Source organism: Micromonospora sp. CNZ322, assembly GCF_007827755.1.
The window spans coordinates 111122-130133 of the sequence record NZ_VITD01000019.1; the positions used below are offsets into that span (position 1 = coordinate 111122).

The window sequence follows — 19012 nt, forward strand, 5'->3', positions numbered from 1 at the left end:
GGGCTCCGAACTAGCCGATGCGGAACTGGTCGCCGTAAACGGCGAACACCAGTGGCGTGTTCAGGTTGAAGTTGCCGTTGTTGAGGAACACCCGCTGGGCGGTGTCGACGCGGGAGGTGTCCGAGTGGGCCACCTCCTTCTTCATCTCGACCACCCGCTCGTCGAGGAACGCGTTGAGCCAGGTCCGCTCGTCGCCGCCCTGGGCTGGCGGCTTGGCCCGGTTCAGGGCGCGGTTGCGGATCTGGCGCATGCCCTCGTACCCGTGCATGACCGCCGCGTCGTAGTAGGCGAACTGGCCGAGCGCCCGGACCTGGTCGTTCTTGCCGTCGCGTACCGATGGGTTGAAGTAGACCCGGTCGCGTTCGGCCTCCTGGGCGGCCTGGAACACCGAGTCGGTGGCTGCGGTCCGCCAGTCGCGTGGGAAGTTGGGGTCGAGGCCGGCGTGCGAAGAGGTGCCGTTGACGTTGCGCAGCGCCGGCAGGTAGCCGGCGAGCACGTTGCCCGGCTTGGTGCGGGTGTACGCCTCGACCAGTTCGAGCATGTCGCCGGTGCCGGAGCAGAAGCCGATGATGCCGGCGGTGTAGCCGCGCCCGTCGCCGATGTCCTCGATGTAGGAGAACTGCGCGCGCCAGTCGAGCGAGGAGTTCTCCGCGGCCGAGACGAGTTGCATGGCGACGTTCTTCTTCGCCGGGTCGTCGAGGTTGGTCCCGCTCGGGGTGGTGGGGGTGGGCGTGGGGGTGCTGCCGCCGCCCGGCAGGGTCCACCGCTGGTTCGTGGTGCCACCGCAGGTCCAGATCTGCAGCCGGGCGCCGTTCGCGGTGCTCCGGTCGGTGACGTCGAGGCACTTGCCTGAGCCGGAGTTGACGAGCGCGCCGTTGCTGGCGGTCCACTTCTGCGCGCCGGTGTTGTTGCAGTCGTACAGCTGCACCTTGGCGCCGTTGGCGGTCGACGCGGCGGTGACGTCGAGGCACTTGCCGAGTGCCCGGATCGAGTTGTCGGTGTTGCCGACGGTCCACGTCTGGGCCGCGCTGCCGTTGCAGTCGTAGAGCTGGACGGGCGTGCCGTTGGCCGAGCTGGCGCCGGCCACGTCGATGCACTTACCACCGAGGCCGGTGATCGGGCCGGCGGTCGCGGCGCTCGCCGAGGGCAGGCCGTAGCCGACGGCGGCGACGCCGACCAGCAGGGTGCCCACGACGTAGGCGGCTGTTCTCTTGTGAACCATGGGTGTTCCTCGGGGAAGGGGCGGCGTGCCGCCAGCCGGTCGGTGGCCCGGCGCGGCGGTTCGGCCCCGGCGGGCACCGCGAGCATCAGGAAACTGTATTAACAGATACCAGTACGTCGATTCCTCGTCAATCGACGACAGCGAGGCGTGACGGCGTCTGTTCATCACGTCGTTGGCGGGACGTACCCGCCGGTGGCTATCGTCGGGCCGTAACTGATCAAGGGGCCGGTCCGTCGGAACCAGCACCGTCCGACGGACAGAAGATGGTCATGGAGTCGAGTCTGCGCGCCCGGGTGCGCGCCGGGGACCCCGGCGCGTTCGCCGAGCTGTTCGACACGTACGCGCGCTCGGTGTACAACCACGCGTTCCGGCTGACCGCCGACTGGGCCACGGCGGAGGACGTCATGGCCGCCACGTACCTGCAGGCCTGGCGTTCCCGGGAGCGGGTCACCGAGGAGGGCGGGTCGCTGCGTCCCTGGCTGCTCGGCGTCGCCACCAACGAGGCCCGCAACCACGCCCGCAGCAACCGTCGCTACCGCAGGGTGGCCGCCGCGCTGCTCGCCTCCGACTTCACAGTGCCCGACCACGCCGACGAGGTCGCCGGCCGACTCGACGACAGCCGACGCATCGCTGCCGCCATTGACGCGTTGGCCCGGCTGCGCCGACCCGAGCGCGAGGTGCTGACCCTGTGCTTGTGGGAGGGCCTCGACTACGAGTCCGCGGCGGAGGCGCTCGGTGTTCCGGTCGGCACGGTGCGCTCCCGTCTGTCGCGAGCCCGCGCCCGGCTCCGTACCCTCGTCGACGCCCCGCCGCGCGCCGCACGGCCGTCGGTCGTGGAAGCCTCGCTCGTGCGGGAGGGCGGCCAGTGAGCGCGCCGGACCCGGTCGAGTGGGCGAAGATCGCCCCCCACCCCGGTGACCACGACCTGCCGGCGGGTCGGCATGAGCTGCACCGCGGCCGACTGCTGGCGGCGATCGCGCAGGAGCCGCGTACCCGAAGAAGGGCTTTCGTGTCGTTGCGGCCCGCGCTCGCGGCGGCTGCGTTGGTAGTGGTCGTGGCGGGGATCGGCGGAGGGTTCGCGACCCGGTTCGGCAACGCGCCCCCGGCCGCGCTCCCGTCACCCGAGGCGTCCCGTCCGGCCGCTCGGCCGGCGCCGCCGGGCACGGCCGCCAAGAATCGTGGGTACGGCACGGTGCGCCAACTCACCGACACGGCCGACCTGGTGGTCCGCGGCGAGATGACGTCGGTGACGGATGGGCGGGCGGTCTACCGGGTGGCGGAGGTGCTCTACCGCGCTCCGGGCGCCTCGGTGCCCACCGAGATCATGGTGGCCGCGGAGCCAGCCGGGGCGGCCGCCCGCCCGACTGTCCTCTACCTGGGCCTCGTCGACCCGGGTGCGGGCGTCTACCACCCGCTCGGCGGCGAGTTCGGGATCTTCGACCTCGCCGGGGAGACGGCCACCAGCCGGTCACCGGCGATGTCGGTGACCGGTCTGCGTACCGAGGACGCCACCGCGGCGGGTCGCGCGTTCGTCACCACGTTGGCCGAGCTTCGTCAGCTCGCGCGCGAGCGGCGCTGAACCCGGAGAAGCTGAGCCCGGAAGAGCTGAGGCCCGGGAAAAAGAATGGAACTCGGCGCTCGGGACGTACAGATAGAAGGCGTAAGCAGTGCCGCGTTCCGAGCGAGACGGCCCGGGACGGCACCGAGACGCGAGGAGCGTTCCATGGCAGTCGACAGTCGTCGTACCCGGGCTATGTGGGCCACGGCCGCCGTGCTGTCCGCCGCGGCGTTGTCCGCCTGCGGCAGCGGCAGCGCGGACCCGGCGGCCGCGCCCGCCCCGAGCAGCGCCGCCCCGAGCAGCGCGGCCACGCCGACTGACGTCGCGCCACCACCGATCAAGGGCAAGCTGCGCGGGTACGCCACAGTGCGGCAGCTCAGCGACGCTGCGGATTTGGTCGTACGCGGTGAGGTCGAGTCGGCCGGATTCCGGGTCGACGAGGTGCTGCGCGCGACGACCGGATCGACAGTGCGGGCCGGGGCGCGGATCACGCTCGCCCCGCTGCCCGCCGGTGTGCCGGACATGGCGCACATGTCGAAGCTCGAGGCCGGCCAGGTCGTGGTGCTCTACCTCGCCCAGGACCCGGCTGCCCCGACGTTCCGGACGCTCAGCGGCGACTTCGGCGTGTTCGACCTGACCGGGTCCGGCGCGGAGGCCGTCGCCACGACCCGCTCGCAGACCATGGCCGTCAGCGGCCTGAACGCCGAGGACCCGGCCACGTCCGGCCACGGTTTCCGCACCACTCTCGGCCAGCTGCGGGCCGTCGCCGCCCAGGCCGCGTAGGACGAGTGGGCACGCGGACGGCACCCGCCGAGTGCCGTCCGCGTGGTCACTGTTCCCGGTAGGTGGCCAGGTCGAAGTCGGCGTGCACGCCGTCGCCGCCCAGGTCCTGCACCCACAGGCCGAGAAACGCCCCGGTGAAGCCCCACGCCGCCGGCTCACCGTCGATGATCAGCGCGGCGTGCTCGTCGGACAGGATGGTCGCGTCCAGCTCGACCGGTAGCCGCTGCCAACCGGCGCCGAGGTCGTAGTCGAAGCGCACCGCCGGCCCGTCGAAGACGGCCCGCAGGCCGACCCGGGTGACGCCGTCGGCATCGACGGTCAGCTCGGGGTACGCGGTGCGCCGCCCGTTGTCTGAGCTGAGCAGCTCCAGCACCGTCCGGCCGTCGTCGGACCGGGTCAGGTAGAGGTGGTGCCAGTTGAGTGTGTTGTAGTAGGCGGTGATTCCGGCGAGCTGACGGTGGTCGGCCGGTTCGAACTCCACAACGGTCTCCAGCGAGCACTCCCTTGCGCCGACGCGTCGCCCGACGAGGCTGGGTGCCTGTCGACCGACCGGCGACTGCCCGCCGTGCACCCGCAGGTACGACGGGCGGGTGTGCAGGTCGACCCAGTCCGCGGTGGCCGGCCGACGCAGCGTCGACCAGCACCGGCCCAGCTCGGGTGCGTCGAAGTGGTCCGTCTCGGGCTCCGCCGGCCACGGGTGCGCGGGCAGGTCGGGTGCGACGACCTCGTCCGCGGGCACCCCTCCGGCGATGCGCGGCCAGCCGTCCGACGGCCACTCGACCCGCTGGATCGCAGTCTCCCGGCCCAGCACGCAGTTGCCCAGCGGAGAGTACGGGCGGCCAACCAGGTGGGCCAGGTACCACTCGCCGTTCTGGGTGCGGACCAGGCTGCCGTGACCCGCCTTCTGCAATCGCAGGTCGGGCCGCCCGAAGGAGGTGAGCAGCGGTCCGTCCGGCTCCACCTCGTACGGCCCGAACAGCTCCCGGGACCGCGCCACGGTGACCTGGTGCTCCCAGCTGGTGCCGCCCTCGGCGGTGATCAGCCAGTACCAACCGTCGTGGCGGTACAGGTGCGGACCCTCGGTGACCCCGGCCGGGGAGCCGGTGAACAGGATGCGGGGGCTGCCGACCAGACGGCGCGCGGCCCGGTCGTACTGCTGGATCTCGATGCCGCCGAAGCGGTCGCGGCCGGGTCGCCAGTCCGCGCTCATGCCCAGCAGCCAGGTGGTGCCATCGTGGTCGTGGAACAGCGACGCGTCGAACCCGCGCCCGTGCAGTTTCACCGGATCGGACCAGGGGCCGCTGATGTCCTCGGCGGTGACCAGGAAGTTCTGCGGATCCCAGTAGCCGCTGGCGAAGCTGGCCACGTCGCTGTAGACGAGGTGGAACTGGCCGTCGTGGTACGTCAGGTCGGGCGCCCACACCCCGTTGGAGTCGCCGCATCCGCGCAGATCGAGCAGCCGCCGGTCGGTGATGATCCCACCCAGGCTGCGCCAGTTCACCAGATCACGCGAGTGGTGCACGAGGACGCCCGGATACCACTCGAAGGTCGAGGTGGCCAGGTAGTAGTCGTCGCCGACGCGCAGGATCGACGGATCCGGGTGGAACCCGGCGAGGACGGGATTGCGGATCGACCGGGTAGCGGTCGCCACGTTAGCGATGTCGGTCGACACGAGCGCTCCTCTGGGCGGGCTGGCTGTAACTTCCGGAAACTCGCGGTCCCCGGCCATTGAAGGTCGTGCCTACGCTAGCCGGTCTTTTCGCAATAGGACAGAGGTCTTGACCGTTGGGACGACAGCTCGTAGCGTGCCGGCCATCGATCGGTATTACCGGCGAAGCATTGAAAGTTTCGGAGATTTCTAGATCCCCACCCCCGCCCGCTCAGCCGGCGTCCGAGCACCCCGTGAGTCCCCGAAGGGATGAATCATGATCACGCACCTTTCCCGCCGAACGCTGCTCGGCCTCGCCGGCGCCGGCGCCGGCGCCTGTCTGCTGAGCGCTTGCGGCGACGGCGAGTCCAGCGACCCGAACGCCCCGCAGACCATCAACTGGTGGCACATCCAGAACACCGAGCCGATGCTTCCGGTCTGGGCGGCGCTGGCCACCGAGTACAAGGCCGCACACTCGAACGTCACCCTCGACATCCAGCCCCTGGAGAACGAGGCGTTCAAGGCCAAGCTGACCACCGCCACCCAGGCCGGTGACCCGCCCGACCTCTTCCAGTCGTGGGGTGGTGGCGTGCTCAAGCAGCAGGTGGAAGCGGGCCTGGTCAAGGACATCACCGACGACGTGAAGCCGTGGATCGGGGGCCTGCTGCCCGCCGCCATGGAGCCGTACACGATCGACGACAAGATCTACGGCGTCCCGTTCGACATCGGCATGGTCGGATTCTGGTACAACAAGGACCTCTTCGACCGCGCCGGCATCACCGCCACGCCCACCACCTGGGCGGGCGTGCTCGACGCGGTCCGCAAGCTCAAGGCCGCCGGCATCACCCCGATCGCCCTGGCCGGCAAGGACAAGTGGCCGGCCCACTTCTACTGGTCCTACCTCGCGATGCGCATCGGTGGGGTGGGCGCGTTGCAGAAGGCCGTCGACGACAAGAACTTCGACGCCCCTGACCTCGTTGCCGCCGGCGATCGGCTGAAGGAACTCATCGACCTGCAGCCGTTCCAGAAGGGGTTCCTCGGTGCGGCGTACGGCACGCCCGACGGGCAGGCCGCCACCATGGGCAACGGCGGTGCGGCCATGGAGCTGATGGGGCAGTGGGCTCCGGCCGTGCAGGCTTCCAGCTCCACCAGCAAGAAGGGCCTCGGCGACAAGCTCGGCTTCTTCCCGTTCCCCACCGTCGACGGCGGAAAGGGTGCCACGACGGAGGTGTTCGGCGGCGGCAACGGCTTCGCCATCGGCAAGGACGCCCCCGCGGCCACCGTGGACTTCCTGAAGTTCCTGCTCAGTGCGGACAACCAGCGCAAGTCCGCGCAGACCGGCGCGGTGCTACCGACGGTGAAGGAGGCCGCGTCTGCCATCCCCGACGCCAACGGCAAGCTCGTCGCGGAGACCCTGGCCGGCTACACCGGCTTCCAGCTCTACCTCGACCAGGCGTACGCGCCGGCGCTCGGTTCGCAGATCAACGACAGCGTCGCCGAGTTGGTTGCCGGCAACAAGTCGCCCGCGCAGATCGTCAAGGACATCACGCAGGTGGCGAAGACCGTCTGACCGTGACCACCCACCCATCCGTAGCCGGCAAACCCCCTGTGGAGTAGGCATGACCAGGCCATCGACCGTGTCGGACACCAGGCACGGCGACACGGCGACGGACCCACCGGCACCGGGGCCGCGCGCCGCCCGACAGCGCGGCCGCCAGCCCCGGCCGGGCCGCGGCGGCGTCCTCGCCATCTTCCTCACACCAGCCCTGGTGCTGTTCCTGCTGCTGGTCGTCGCCCCCATCCTGGTGGCCAGCTACGCCAGCCTCTACAAGTGGAACGGATTCGGGCTGCCCGAGAACTTCATCGGTCTGGACAACTACACCCGCGCCTTCCAGGACCCGACCTTCCGCGGGGACCTGTGGCGCGGCTTCGTGCTGGTGCTGCTGTCTCTCGTCGTCCAGTTGCCAGCGGCGCTGGCGCTGGCCATGCTGCTCAATCAGCCGCTGCGGGGCCGTGCCGCGTACCGGCTGATCTTCTTCGCACCGTACGTGCTCTCCGAGGTCACCACGGCTGTCCTGTTCGACCTGGTACTCTCGCCCAACCGGGGCCTGGGCGACGCGATCGCGACGTGGTTGAGCGCCGACGCGGGCGCGGTCTTCGCCGACCCGGACACCGTGCTGTACGCCGTCTTCCTCGTGGTGTCCTGGAAGTACTTCGGCCTCTACATGATGCTCTTCCTGGCCGCCCGTCAGGGCATTCCCAAGGAGTTGTCCGAGGCCGCGGTCACCGACGGCGCCACCGCCTGGCAGGCGTTCCGGCACGTCACCCTGCCCCTGCTCGGGCCGACGATCCGGATCAGCGTCTTCCTGTCGGTCATCGGCACCATCCAGCTGTTCGACATGGTCTGGGTGCTCACCCGTGGCGGCCCGATCCACTCGTCGGAGACCATGGCCGTGACGATGTACGAGTACGGCTTCCGCCGTTTCGAGGTCGGTTACGCCAGCGCGATCAGCATCATCATGTTCCTGCTGAGCCTCGTCTTCGCCCTCCTCTACCAGCGCATCGTCCTGCGTCGTGACACCGCGGGTGCGATCACCAACCAGGGAGGCCAGCGATGACCAGCACGGTGAACCGCGCCCAGCGGACCCGCCACCTCGTGCTGCACCTCGTCTGTGTCGTCGTCGGAGCGCTCATCGTCGTACCGGTCTGGTTCGGCGTGCTCGGCGGCTTCAAGGACAACGGTCAACTCTCCACCAATCCGCTGGGGTGGCCCGACCCCTGGATGCCGTCGAACTACAGCGACATCCTGATGTCCGAGGTGTTCTGGCGGCAGCTCGGCAACAGCCTTCTCGTCGCCGTCAGCAGCACCTTCATCGTCGTCGCCGCGGCGGCGATGGCCGCGTTCGTCTTCGCGCGTTACGCCTTCCGGGGCCGCGAGTTCCTGGTGACCCTGTTCGCTATCGGCCTGATGTTCCCGTTCGCGGTGGCCATCCTGCCGCTTTTCGTCCTGCTGCGCGGCATGGGCCTGTTGGACAACCCGCTCGGCGTCATCCTGCCCCAGGCCGCCTTCGGGCTGCCGATCACCATCATCATCCTGCGCCAGTTCTTCCGTACCATCCCGGCCGAGGTCGAGGAGGCCGCGGTCCTCGACGGCTGCGGCTCCTTCGGGTTCTTCTGGCGGGTCCTGCTGCCGATGGCCCGTCCCGCCCTGGCCACCGTGTCGGTGCTGGCCGTCGTGACCAGTTGGAACAACTTCATGCTCCCGCTGGTCGTCTTCACCGACCAGAGCTGGTGGACCCTGCCCGTCGGGGTCCAGGCGTTCCAGGGCCAGTACACCGCCGAAACCGCACGGGTGCTCGCCTACGTCGTGCTGTCCATGGTGCCGGCCCTGGGCTTCTACGCCGTGGCCGAACGGCAACTCATCGGCGGTCTGACCGGCAGCGTCAAGGGATGACATTGCGCCACCGCGAGCAGACCTGAAGTTTCCAGCAGGACGCAGGGGGGACCGTGGGCACGGAGAACGGCCGAAACGTCACCATCGCCATGATCGCGAGGTTGGCCGGAGTCTCCGTGCCCACCGTCTCCCGGGTCATCAACGGCCGCTCCGACGTCGCCCCCGACACCCGGGAACGCGTCGAGGCGCTACTCAACCGGCATGGCTACCGCCGCCGCTCACCGGCCCGGCGTACCGACGCCGCCCTCATCGACCTGGTCTTCAACGACCTGGACAGCCCATGGGCCGTGGAGATCATCCGTGGGGTGGAGGACGTCGGCCAGACCAGCGGCGTCGGCACCGTCGTGTCGGCCATCCACTGGCGCATCTCCTCGGCCAAGCAGTGGCTCGACAACATGCGTACGCGCTCCACCGAGGGAATCATCTTCGTGACCTCGATGGTGAACCCACCGTTGCAGGCCGAGCTGCGCCGGCTCCACCTGCCGGTCGTCATCATCGACCCGGCCGGGGTCGACCCGCAGGAGTCACCCACCATCGGTGCCACCAACTGGGCGGGCAGCCTCAGCGCCAACCAGTACCTGATCAGCCTCGGCCACCGCCGCATCGGCTTCATCGCCGGCCCGCCGCACCTGATGTGCAGCCGGGCCCGGATGGACGGCTACCGGGCTGCCCTCGGAGCCGCCGGGATCCCCATCGACGACGCTCTGATCCGCCCCGGCAACTTCTACCACGAGGCCGGCTTCACCGCTGGCACGCAACTACTGGCCCTGCCCGACCCGCCCACCGCCATCTGCGCCTCCAGCGATCAGATGGCACTCGGCGTGTACGAGGCGGTCCGCAAACGGGGTCTGCGGGTGCCCGACGACGTCAGCGTGGTCGGCTTCGACGATCTGCCGGAGGTGCGGTGGTGCTCGCCACCGCTGACCACCGTCCGGCAACCCCTGGCCGAGATGGGCATGCTGGCCGCGCGGACCGTGCTGCGCCTCGCCGGCGGCGAGAGGACCGAGAGCCTCCGGGTCGAACTCGCCACCGAACTCATCGTCCGCGACAGCGCCGCACCACCACGGTCCTGATCTTCCTCAGCCGACGCGCAACGCGTCGTCGACGCCCGTCTCCCGGCGGCCGAGGTGCGCCGGGTCCCGACCGGAGAACAGATCCAGCGCGGCCTTCAGGCAGGCGCCGTTCTCCCGGGACGAACTGAACCACCACGTCTGGGCGTACCGCTTCGCGCTGTCGTCGCCCACGCCGTTGGCGTCGATGCCGAGGCGCCGGCACAGCGCCACGGCGCGCGGAAGGTGGAAGGTCTGGGTCACCACCGTTGCTTGCCGCACCCCGAAGATCCGCTCGGCGCGCGCACACGAGTCGTACGTGTCGAAGCCGGCGTAGTCCGGCACCACCTTGTGCGCTGGTACACCCCGCTCCAGGAGCCAGTTCCGCATCGCGGCGGGCTCGTTGTAGTCGGCGTTCATGTTGTCGCCCGACACGAGGATCGCCCGCACCTTGCCGGCGTCGAACAGCCGCCGCGCGATCTCCAACCGGGCGGTGAGAACGGGTGAGGGTGTGCCGTCCGCGTCCACCTTGGTGCCCAGGACCAGGGCGACCGGCGCGTCCGGCACCTCGGCCTCACCGTAGAGGTGGCCCTCCGCGGTGTCGCGGATCCACGTCACGCTGGCCACCGTGCCGCCGGTCAGAACCACGATCCCCACCGCGACCGCGAGGACCGTACGGCGGACCAACCGCCGGTGCTCCCCGTACCACCGCCTGGCCGCGCCGAATCGTCCCCGCATGCCGCAAGGCTATTCCGCCCGCGCTCACGACTGTCGTCGGCGTACCCGCGACCGTCCCGAGCAGCGAACGAAGACCATTGTCTATGGACAATCGCTCGCTGTTAGCGCTAACGTGACGGACAGTCGTCGATACTCGACCGACCTCGGGCCGCCGTGACGGAGCTGTCGCCATTGGCCTGAGGCGTGACGGACGACGATCGTGGCGTGGGGCGGGTGGCACGTGGCCGGCGCGAGACGGCCCGAGACCACCACTGGGCGACCCGCGCGCCACGCGGCCGAGGCAGGAACGGCCACCGGGATTCCAGGGCACCGCAGCAGCCGGACAGTCGTGCGACGACAACCGGTCCGCTCTCCTGCCCAGCGGCCGCCGCTGGGCAGGAGCCCGCACCTGGGCCGCCCTGATGGCGACCGTCGGCCCCAACCCTGGCCGCCGGGTCGCGTCCCGCTGTTCGGAGTCCGGGCCCGAGCAGCGGGGCGCACACCCGCACGAGCAACCGACGGAGTACGCCGGCGTCGGTCACCGCGTCAGCTTCGGGTCCACCGCTGACTGTTGGTGCCGTTGCAGCTCGACAGAACCGCAGGGGTGCCGTTGGCGGTCCCGGCGGCATTGGGCGTCAGGCACAGGCCGGACTGCACGCCGGTCACCGTGCCATCGGTGTTGACGTTCCACTGCTGGTTGGTGCCGCCATTACAGTCCCAGATGATCACCCGGGTGCCCGGCGAGGTCCCGGCGCCCTCGGCGTCCAGGCACTTCGTGCCGTACACCTGGAGTTGTTTCGCGGCGGTCGACGTCCACTGCTGGTTGGTGCCGCCGTTGCAGTCCCACAACGTCAGCTGGGTGCCGTTGGTCTGCGACCGCGACGGAACGTCGAGGCAGCGGTTGGCACCGGTGTTGCGTAGCGGCGCCGACGTGCCGCCGGGTGGTGGGGTGGTGGGGCTCGTGGTGTCGAAGCCGAGGAACCGGACGGCCTGCGCGGCGTCGAACGGGATGGAGTGGCCGTAACCCTGGAAGCTGATCGCCTCGACGGGCGCCGTGCCGCCGGTGCCCCCGTACCGGGTGCGGGTGGCGCTGGTCTGCGGCGAGTCGGTGAAGCTGGGGGTCTGCGACACGCCCAGCACGTTGGTCCACTGCTTGATCTGCTCGCCGAAGTTGACGTAGCTCAGCGTGGTGTCCGTGGTGCCGTGCCAGATCTGGAACCGGGGACGCTTGCCCGAGTAACCGGGGTAGGCGTTGCGGACCAGATCACCCCACTGCTGCCCGGTCCTGACGATGCGTCCGCCGGAGCACTCGCTGTTCCACTCCGCGCCGTTGGTGGTGGCGAAGCACCCGAACGGGACCCCGGAGGAGCTGAAACCGGCGTTGAACAGGTCCGGGTAGAGGCCGACCATGACGTTGGTCATCATGGCGCCGGAGGAGAACCCACCCACACCGATCCGGTTGGCGTCGACCGGGTAGCGGCTCCGGACGTGGTCGACCATGGACTTGAGGCCCACCGGATCGCTGCCGCCGTCACGCCGCAGGGCCTGCGGTGACGAGACGTCCCAACACTTGCTGCTCCGGGTCACCGACGGGTAGATCACGATGAAGCCGTAGCGGTCGGCGAGGGTGCTCAGCCCGAAGCCGCTGTGCACCGCCGGGCCGCTGCCGGTGCAGTAGTGCAGGGCGAGGAGCAGGGCCGGCTGGGCCGCGACCCGATCCGGCACGTACAGGTGCATCTGGAGGTTCGTCGGGTTGGTGCCGAAGTTGGTCACCTGGGTGAGCGTCGCGGCGGACGCCGGGGTGGCGACCGTGACCACGGCCGTCGCCGTCGCCAGGGCCGTCGCCAGCGCGGCGGCCAGCAGTGCGATCCTTGATCTCATCGGCGGTTCCTCTTGTCGTGAGTCGGGGACCCGGCGGCAGCACGGCGGTCCGGCGCAGGCGGTCGACGACGGCGCCTGGGTGGTGCCGGGGCGCGCGACGTCCGCCGCGCGTCACCGGCGGCTGCGGACAAATCCTGAATGCGACGTCCACCTGCCCAGGGACGTCCTGACCACTGAGGTCAGATCAGCGAGGGGGCCTCCCGGTGAGCCGCGGACACTGATCGCCTCGCATCGACTGTGAGCGATAACATGCCGTTCGTCAAGCTGTAACGTATGACGTTTATCGATCTCCCGTCGAGCGTTCACGTCTTCCGCTCGGTGGAGAGTGGGTGCCACAATGAGGGCGGCGCTCAAGCGGTCACCGCTGGGCCCGGGGGAGGGCCTTCCGCAGGAAGCGGACGGTGGGCACGAACCCGGAGGCCGTCTCATGACCCATCTGCCAGACGCTACTGCCATCTCCGGCGTGGTCGATCTGCTCGGCGGCGTGCTGCAACTGGCCGCCGCGGTCGTCACTCTGCTGGCTGCCGTCAGTTTCCGTCGGCGTCGTTCAGGGCGCGGCGAGCGCGGCGAAGACGACGCCTGACGCACCTTGAGATTGTCGAACCGACAGTGCCATTGTGGTACGTCGATGAAGAGCCGCGCGCGGGGCTGACGCCCGTCCACTGGGCAGCCGGGATCCAGATGTGATCTCCGGGGGACGGTGACACAAGCGATGGACCAACCAGAGTCTGCCGTCCACGAGATCGCCCGTCCCCGCGTCGCACCCTGACCGGTCGGGCGGCTCATCTGCGTGAAGGAAACCCGCCCATGCGTAAACCGAAGACCCGAGCAGCACTCCTGGCGGGCCTGCTGCTCGCCGCGAGCGCGCTCGCGGGCGTCAACCCGCCCACCGCCAGCGCGGCGGCCGACCCGGTCACCGTGACCGTCAACACCCGCGCGGGACTGGCGACCGTGCCGGACACCGCTCTCGGCGTCAACCACGCCATCTGGGACACGAACCTCGGCGCCGCCGAGACGTCGGACCTGCTCAGAGATGCCGGCGTGCAGATGATGCGCTACCCCGGCGGCTCGTACGCCGACATCTACCACTGGAAGGACCACACCGCGCCCGGCGGTTACGTCGCGCCGGGGACCGACTTCGACACCTTCATGGCGGCGGTCCGGCGCGTCGGCGCGCAGCCGATGATCATCGCGAACTACGGCACCGGTACGCCCGCCGAGGCCGCCGACTGGGTGCGGTACGCCAACGTGACAAAGGGCTACGACGCGCGTTACTGGACCGTCGGCAACGAGAACTATGGCAACGGCCACTACGGGTCCGCGTGGGAGGCCGACGACCACCCCGACAAGAGCGCGACACAGTACGCGAGGCTGGTCGTCGAGTACGCCGACGCGATGAAGGCGGTCGACCCGAGCATCAAGGTCGGAGCGGTGCTGACCATGCCGGGGAACTGGCCGGACGGGATCGCCGCCGGCAGCGACCCGGGCCCGTGGAACCAGACGCTGCTCTCCATCGCCGGCCCGAAGATCGACTTCGTGGACGTGCACTGGTACCCGGGCGGCACCGCGGCCGAGTCGCTGGCCCGCGTCAACCACCTACCCGATGCCACCTACCTGCTGCGGCAGCAGCTCGCCCGGTACGCCGGCCCGAACGCCGACCGCATCGGCATCAGCTTCACCGAGCTGAACGTCGACGCCGGCCGCAACACCCAACCGGCCGCGCTGTTCCTGGCCGACGTCTACAGCGGTCTGCTGGAGAACGGCGTCTTCACCGCCCACTGGTGGAACGTGCACAACGGCATGGGCACCGTGACGCAGGTGGCCGGTCAGACCGACTACGGCGACTTCGGGATGCTCTCCAGCGGGGCCTGCACCGAGGACGGTTCGGTCTGCCAACCGCCGCTGAACACACCGTTCGCGCCGTACCACGGGCTGAGCATGATGAAGCTCTTCGCGAAGACCGGCGACCAGTTCGTTCGCGCCGGCACCGACGAGCCCCTGGTCACCGCCCACGCCGTCCGCCGGAGCAACGGGGACCTCGCCGTGCTGCTGGTGAACAAGGACCCGGACAACGACCACCCGGTCACCATCGACTACGCCGGGTTCACCCCGTCGGCCGTCGCGCCGACGGTGTCCATTCTCACCAACGGCGCCACCGGCATCACCACCAACCAGTCCGGCTCGGCGACCAGCCGGACGCTGCCCGCGTACTCCTTGACCACGCTCGTGCTGCGCCCGGCCGGCGCGACTGCCGGACGGCCGGCGGCACCGGGCCAGCCGACCGCGAGCGGTGTCACCGACCGCGCCGCGACGATCACCTGGCCGGCGTCCACCCCGGGCGCCAGCCCGATCGCCAAGTACGAGGTGTACCGGCAGAACGGCGCGGTCAGCGAGCAGCTCGGCGAGACGGCGTCCAGCTCGTTCACTGTCGGCAACCTCGTGCCCGGCAGCAGGTACACCGTCAACGTGCTGGCCCGCGACACCGCCGGACGGGTCTCCTGGGCCTCACCGCCGCTCACCTTCGCCACCGGCAGCCCCGCCGCCAGCACGTGCACCGTCCGTTTCAGCGCCAACAACGACTGGGGCAACGGTTACATCGGCGGCGTCGAGATCATCAACAACGGGTCCCGCCCGATCAACGGCTGGACGCTCACCTGGACCTGGCCCACCGGCTGGCAGCAGGTGAGCAGTGGTTGGAGCGCCACCTGGGAGCAGGTCGGCACCGCGGTGCGGGTCACGCCCACCACCGACAATCGGCAGATCGCCGCCGGTGGCACCGTGAGCGCCGGCTTCGTCGGCGCGTACGGCGGGCCGAACGTGCCGCCCACGGCGTTCAGCCTCAACGGCACCATCTGCGCCACCGGCTGACACCACAGTGGTGGTCCGGCCGACCCGCTCGCCTGGTCGGCCGGACCACCACCTGCCACATCCGGAGTTGCGGTCGGGGTGTCACGGCGAGCCGGCACTGTCGAGTCGACGGCGCAGCTCGGCGATCTCCGCCGGATTGTCCTCATTGAGCTGGCGCAATGCCCGCAGCCAGTTGCTCCGGGCCGCCTCGACGTCACCCGCGTCGTGCAGGACGTCGCCCAGCCGGGTCAACGTCTCGGCCACGCCCCACCGGTCATCCGACTGCTCGTAGAGCTCCAGCGCCCTCCGGTAGCAGACGCAGGCCTTGTCGGAGTCACCCCGCTGGTGGTGGACGTAGCCGAGGCTGTCCCAGGTCTTGGCCGCCCCGGTCACGTTGCCGACCTCCTCGTGCAGAGCGAGGGCGCGCCGACAGTGGTCGGCGGCCCGGTGATGGTCGCCAAGGCGGGCATGGTCCCAGCCGATGGCGTTGAGGGCCTTCGCCCGTCCGACCAGGTGGCCGACCTCGCCGAAGAGGACGAGGGCCCGCTCGTCGCACTCCAGCGCCTCCCGGTGCTGCCCCTGCCCCTCGTGCACCCAGCCCAGGTAGAGCGCGACGTACGCGTCGCCGGCGCGGTCGCCAAGCCGCCCGAACAGTTCGCCGGCCCGCCGAAGGTGGTCAAGCCCGTTGGCCAGCTCGCCGAGCTGATGCAGCGCAAGGCCGAGATCGCGGTGGCCGTGTGCCTCCCCGACGAGGTCACCCGCCCGCCGCGCCGCGGTCACGGCGGCGCGCTGGGCCGAGCCCAGATCCGTCCATCGGGACAGCCTGCTGAGGTAGGTGGCGACGGCCCAGGCCAGCCGCCAGGCGTGACCGTCCAAGCCGAATTCGGCGGCCTGGTCGATGGCGGCGAGGAGCACGAGCCGTTCGGCGTCGAGCCAAAGTTGTGCCTGCTCGCTGTCGGTGAACGACGCGACGGCTGTCCCGGCGGCCGGCGGCGGCAGATCGATGCGGTCTCGATGCGGCTCGATCGTCAGCGCGGCAGCGTGAGCCCCGTGCAGCCAATGGTCGTACAGTCGGCGCGTCGCGGATGCCCGTTCGCTGTCGTCAAGCAGCTCGCCGGCGTACGCCCGCAGCAGGTCGTGGCACGCGTAACGATCCGGACCGGTCAGGTCCACCAGATGGGCCCCGAGTAACTCGTCGAGCGGTTCACGTACCTGCTGGACGGGAAGCCCGACGAGGCCGGCCACGGCCGGCAGGCTGACGTCCGGGCCGGCGTACAGCGCGAGAAGGCGGAACAGCGCGGCCGCCGGCGCGCTGAGCGCCCGATAAGAAGCGGCGATGACCGACCGCACGTCGGCAACGGCGTCGCGGTCGGCAAGGGCGTCCAATCCATGCTGTTGGTCGGCGAGTTCGTCGGCCAGGTCCTGGAGTGACAGGGCCGGATTCGTGGCGGCTCGGGCCGCCACGATCGACAGGGCGAGCGGTAGGCCCGCGCAAGCCCCGACGATGCTGCCCGCCGCGTCGGCCTCCGTCGAGAGCCGGTCCCGGCCGAGCCGGCCGGCGAGGAGGTGAAGGGCCTCGTCCCGGCTCAGACAGCCGAGCGGTAGCGGACGGAGCCCTTCGGTCGCCACCAGGCCCGACATCTGATTCCGGCTGGTCACCACTACCGCGCAACTGGCCGAGCCGGGCAGCAGCGGGCGGACCTGATCGGGGTCCCGGGCGTCATCGAGCACGATCAGCATCCGTCGATCGGCCACCAGGCTCCGATACAAGCCGATCTGGGAGTCGAGATCCGTGGGCACGGCGTTCGGGGCGACGTCGAGCGCGTCCAGAATCGCGCGTACCGCGCCAGCCGGGGTCATCGGCGGTTCGGTGGGGTGAAAGCCGCTGAGGTTGACGAAGAGCTGACCATCCGGGTACCGGTCCAGGTGGGTAGCTGCCCAGTGCAGCGCGAGCCAGGTCTTGCCGATCCCGCCGGTGCCGCTCACGGCCACTGCGGTACCGGTCGTTTCGCCGTACGTCAGCAGGGCCGCGTCGAGCTGCGCCAGGTCGTCGGACCGGCCGGTGAACGACCCGGACGGCATGGGCAATTGTCGGGGGACAGGCGATCCGGTCTGAGGCGGGTCCGCAGCGACATCCGGCGTCAGGATCGACCGGTGCAGCTGCTGGAGATGCGGGCTCGGCTCCACGCCGAGTTCCTCGACCAACAGGTTCCGGAAACGCCGGTAGTGCTCCAACGCCTCGGCCGAGCGGCCGGCGCCGGAGAGCGCGAGCATCATCTGGCCGGCCAGGCGCTCGTTCAGCGGTTGCCCCGACACGAGCCGCGACAGGTCGGCTAGTACGCCGTCGTGGTGGCCGAGGCGCAGCGCCGCGTCGACGCGTTCGAGTTCCGCTGTCAGCTTCTCCTGCTCCAGATCCGTCCGCACGGTGTCGAGCCAGAACGCGTCCAGCCCGGAGAACGGGTCACCGCGCCAGAGCCCGAGTGCCTGGTCGAACAGCGCGAGGCGGTCGTCCTCGGACCGCTCGGCGCGTGCCTCGTCACGCAGATGGCGGAAGCGGTGCAGGTCCACCGCCATCTCGTCGGCGGCCATCAGGTATCCACCGGACCGGCGCGTGATCGCCGCGTCGGGAACGTCGGCGAGGCTGCGGCGCAGGCGGTACAGGTAGCCGTAGAGGGTGTCGCGGGCGCGTTGCGGTGGGCTCTGGCCCCAGACCCGGTCGATGAGCTGGTCGACGGAGACCGCCCGGTTGACGTCGACGAGCAGCGCGGCCAGGACGCATTGCTGTCGGGCATGCCCGAGGGCGACAGGGCGGTCGTCGACAGTCGCCACGACGTCCCCGAGCAAGCCGAATCGCACTGCCACCCGCATCTCCTCACCGAGGTGCCGTCTATGTCTTACCCCGGTTCCACCAGCGGATACCAGGTCCGTCCCAGACCGACCCCAGACCCGACGCCGATAGTCGATCGGGACAGCCCAGGACGGGCTGGCACCGAGATGGAGGAGAACCGACATGGGATGGCTGAAACGACCACTCGTCGTCGTCGCCACGACCGCGGCGGTCCTGGTGGGCACGGGCGGCATCGCACAGGCCGGCACCGACCGGGTTGCCACGGTGTCCGGCGCGAAGGTGACGTTCACCAGTTACGGCGACTCATTCTCGGTCTGCGACACCGAGACCGACGGGTTGAACGTCTACAACGAGTACAAGTACATCCGCAAGGACGGCACTGTCCAGCGCGACATCGAGTACAACGGCCTCGGAAGCGGGACCTGCGCCTCGTACGACCACAACTTCGGCGAGGGCCGCAGCGTCACCTTCCGTGCCTGCCTCGACATGCCGGGAATCATCCCGGATCCCTGCAGCAACTGGGCGGTGGGTGTCGCATGAGGACGTTTGCAAAGCTCGGTGTAGTAGCCGCCGCCGCGACGGCGACGATCCTCGCGACCGGAACCAGCGCATACGCCGGGACTGACGCGGTGTCCGAGGTCACCGGCTCGTCGTCGCGGTTCATCAGCTACGGAGACAAGTTCGAGAACTGCGACACGTCCTCGGACGGCCTCATCTCGTACGTCGCGTTCGAGTACGTCCGCATCGACGGATCCCTACAGACCGGCTCGCACTACAACCCGGGAAGCAGCGGCGACTGCACACAGTGGAACCACAATTTCGGTGAGGGACGCACCGTCCGGTTCCGCTCCTGCGTGGACCAGCCGGCCTGGGCCACCGACACCTGTGACCGGTGGCGGAGCGGAGTCGCCTAAGGCGTGTTTCAGAAGTCGTGGTGGCCGATGAAGGTCCCGGCGTGGCGGTGATCGACAACTGAAGAGGTCTCCGGTATTTGGTTCTGCGACC

15 protein-coding genes are annotated in these 19012 nt (G+C 70.0%); 10 read left to right on the forward strand and 5 right to left on the reverse strand.

The genetic code is table 11. The features are described from left to right. Positions 1 to 10 precede the first annotated feature (10 nt). Positions 11 to 1222: a chitosanase gene (locus FB453_RS30890; RefSeq protein ID WP_186718663.1), complete on the reverse strand. Its 1212-nt coding sequence runs from the start codon at positions 1220 to 1222 to the stop codon at positions 11 to 13. A 269-nt stretch (positions 1223 to 1491) separates the two neighbouring features. On the opposite strand from FB453_RS30890, the gene FB453_RS30895 reads away from it, so the two are divergent. The 3 genes from FB453_RS30895 (at position 1492) to FB453_RS30905 (ending at position 3563) form a co-directional block, all read left to right on the forward strand. Then, positions 1492 to 2091, forward strand: a complete 600-nt coding sequence (locus tag FB453_RS30895; protein ID WP_145795868.1) for a sigma-70 family RNA polymerase sigma factor — start codon at positions 1492 to 1494, stop codon at positions 2089 to 2091. Then, a complete protein-coding gene (locus tag FB453_RS30900; protein WP_145795870.1) occupies positions 2088 to 2801 on the forward strand; it encodes a hypothetical protein in 714 nt (237 codons plus the stop codon). The genes FB453_RS30895 and FB453_RS30900 overlap by 4 nt, the downstream gene beginning before the upstream one ends. Before the next feature lie 144 nt (positions 2802 to 2945). Continuing rightward, positions 2946 to 3563, forward strand: a complete 618-nt coding sequence (locus FB453_RS30905; RefSeq protein ID WP_145795872.1) for a hypothetical protein — start codon at positions 2946 to 2948, stop codon at positions 3561 to 3563. A gap of 46 nt (positions 3564 to 3609) precedes the next feature. On the opposite strand, the gene FB453_RS30910 is transcribed toward FB453_RS30905, so the two are convergent. Further along, positions 3610 to 5235 carry a glycoside hydrolase family 43 protein gene (locus FB453_RS30910; RefSeq protein WP_222431440.1) on the reverse strand — a complete coding sequence of 542 codons (1626 nt, stop codon included), beginning with the start codon at positions 5233 to 5235 and terminating at the stop codon, positions 3610 to 3612. 253 nt (positions 5236 to 5488) lie between these two features. Between FB453_RS30910 and FB453_RS30915 the strand changes: the two genes are divergently transcribed. The 4 genes from FB453_RS30915 (at position 5489) to FB453_RS30930 (ending at position 9738) form a co-directional block, all read left to right on the forward strand. Then, complete coding sequence (locus tag FB453_RS30915; protein WP_145795877.1) at positions 5489 to 6781, forward strand: extracellular solute-binding protein; 1293 nt, start codon at positions 5489 to 5491, stop codon at positions 6779 to 6781. Between the two features lie 49 nt (positions 6782 to 6830). Further along, complete coding sequence (locus FB453_RS30920; RefSeq protein ID WP_145795879.1) at positions 6831 to 7829, forward strand: carbohydrate ABC transporter permease; 999 nt, start codon at positions 6831 to 6833, stop codon at positions 7827 to 7829. Continuing rightward, positions 7826 to 8665, forward strand: a complete 840-nt coding sequence (locus FB453_RS30925; RefSeq protein ID WP_145795881.1) for a carbohydrate ABC transporter permease — start codon at positions 7826 to 7828, stop codon at positions 8663 to 8665. The genes FB453_RS30920 and FB453_RS30925 overlap by 4 nt, the downstream gene beginning before the upstream one ends. An 89-nt stretch (positions 8666 to 8754) precedes the next feature. After that, a complete protein-coding gene (locus tag FB453_RS30930; protein WP_486480534.1) occupies positions 8755 to 9738 on the forward strand; it encodes a LacI family DNA-binding transcriptional regulator in 984 nt (327 codons plus the stop codon). A 6-nt stretch (positions 9739 to 9744) separates the two neighbouring features. Here the strand turns inward: FB453_RS30930 and FB453_RS30935 are convergent, their stop codons facing one another. Together FB453_RS30935 and FB453_RS30940 are read right to left on the reverse strand one after the other, a co-directional pair. Next, a complete protein-coding gene (locus tag FB453_RS30935) occupies positions 9745 to 10452 on the reverse strand; it encodes an ElyC/SanA/YdcF family protein (RefSeq protein WP_145795886.1) in 708 nt (235 codons plus the stop codon). A 525-nt stretch (positions 10453 to 10977) separates the two neighbouring features. Further along, on the reverse strand, positions 10978 to 12312 hold the full coding sequence (locus FB453_RS30940; protein WP_112588942.1) for an extracellular catalytic domain type 1 short-chain-length polyhydroxyalkanoate depolymerase: 1335 nt from the start codon (positions 12310 to 12312) through the stop codon (positions 10978 to 10980). A gap of 807 nt (positions 12313 to 13119) precedes the next feature. Between FB453_RS30940 and FB453_RS30945 the strand changes: the two genes are divergently transcribed. Then, positions 13120 to 15180 carry a cellulose binding domain-containing protein gene (locus FB453_RS30945; protein WP_145795889.1) on the forward strand — a complete coding sequence of 687 codons (2061 nt, stop codon included), beginning with the start codon at positions 13120 to 13122 and terminating at the stop codon, positions 15178 to 15180. A gap of 81 nt (positions 15181 to 15261) precedes the next feature. On the opposite strand, the gene FB453_RS30950 is transcribed toward FB453_RS30945, so the two are convergent. Beyond that, positions 15262 to 18171 carry a BTAD domain-containing putative transcriptional regulator gene (locus FB453_RS30950; RefSeq protein ID WP_186718665.1) on the reverse strand — a complete coding sequence of 970 codons (2910 nt, stop codon included), beginning with the start codon at positions 18169 to 18171 and terminating at the stop codon, positions 15262 to 15264. On the opposite strand from FB453_RS30950, the gene FB453_RS30955 reads away from it, so the two are divergent. Together FB453_RS30955 and FB453_RS30960 are read left to right on the forward strand one after the other, a co-directional pair. Next, a complete protein-coding gene (locus FB453_RS30955; protein ID WP_167457551.1) occupies positions 18170 to 18547 on the forward strand; it encodes a hypothetical protein in 378 nt (125 codons plus the stop codon). The genes FB453_RS30950 and FB453_RS30955 overlap by 2 nt on opposite strands. Next, complete coding sequence (locus FB453_RS30960) at positions 18544 to 18921, forward strand: hypothetical protein (protein WP_145795897.1); 378 nt, start codon at positions 18544 to 18546, stop codon at positions 18919 to 18921. The genes FB453_RS30955 and FB453_RS30960 overlap by 4 nt, the downstream gene beginning before the upstream one ends. Positions 18922 to 19012 lie beyond the last annotated feature (91 nt).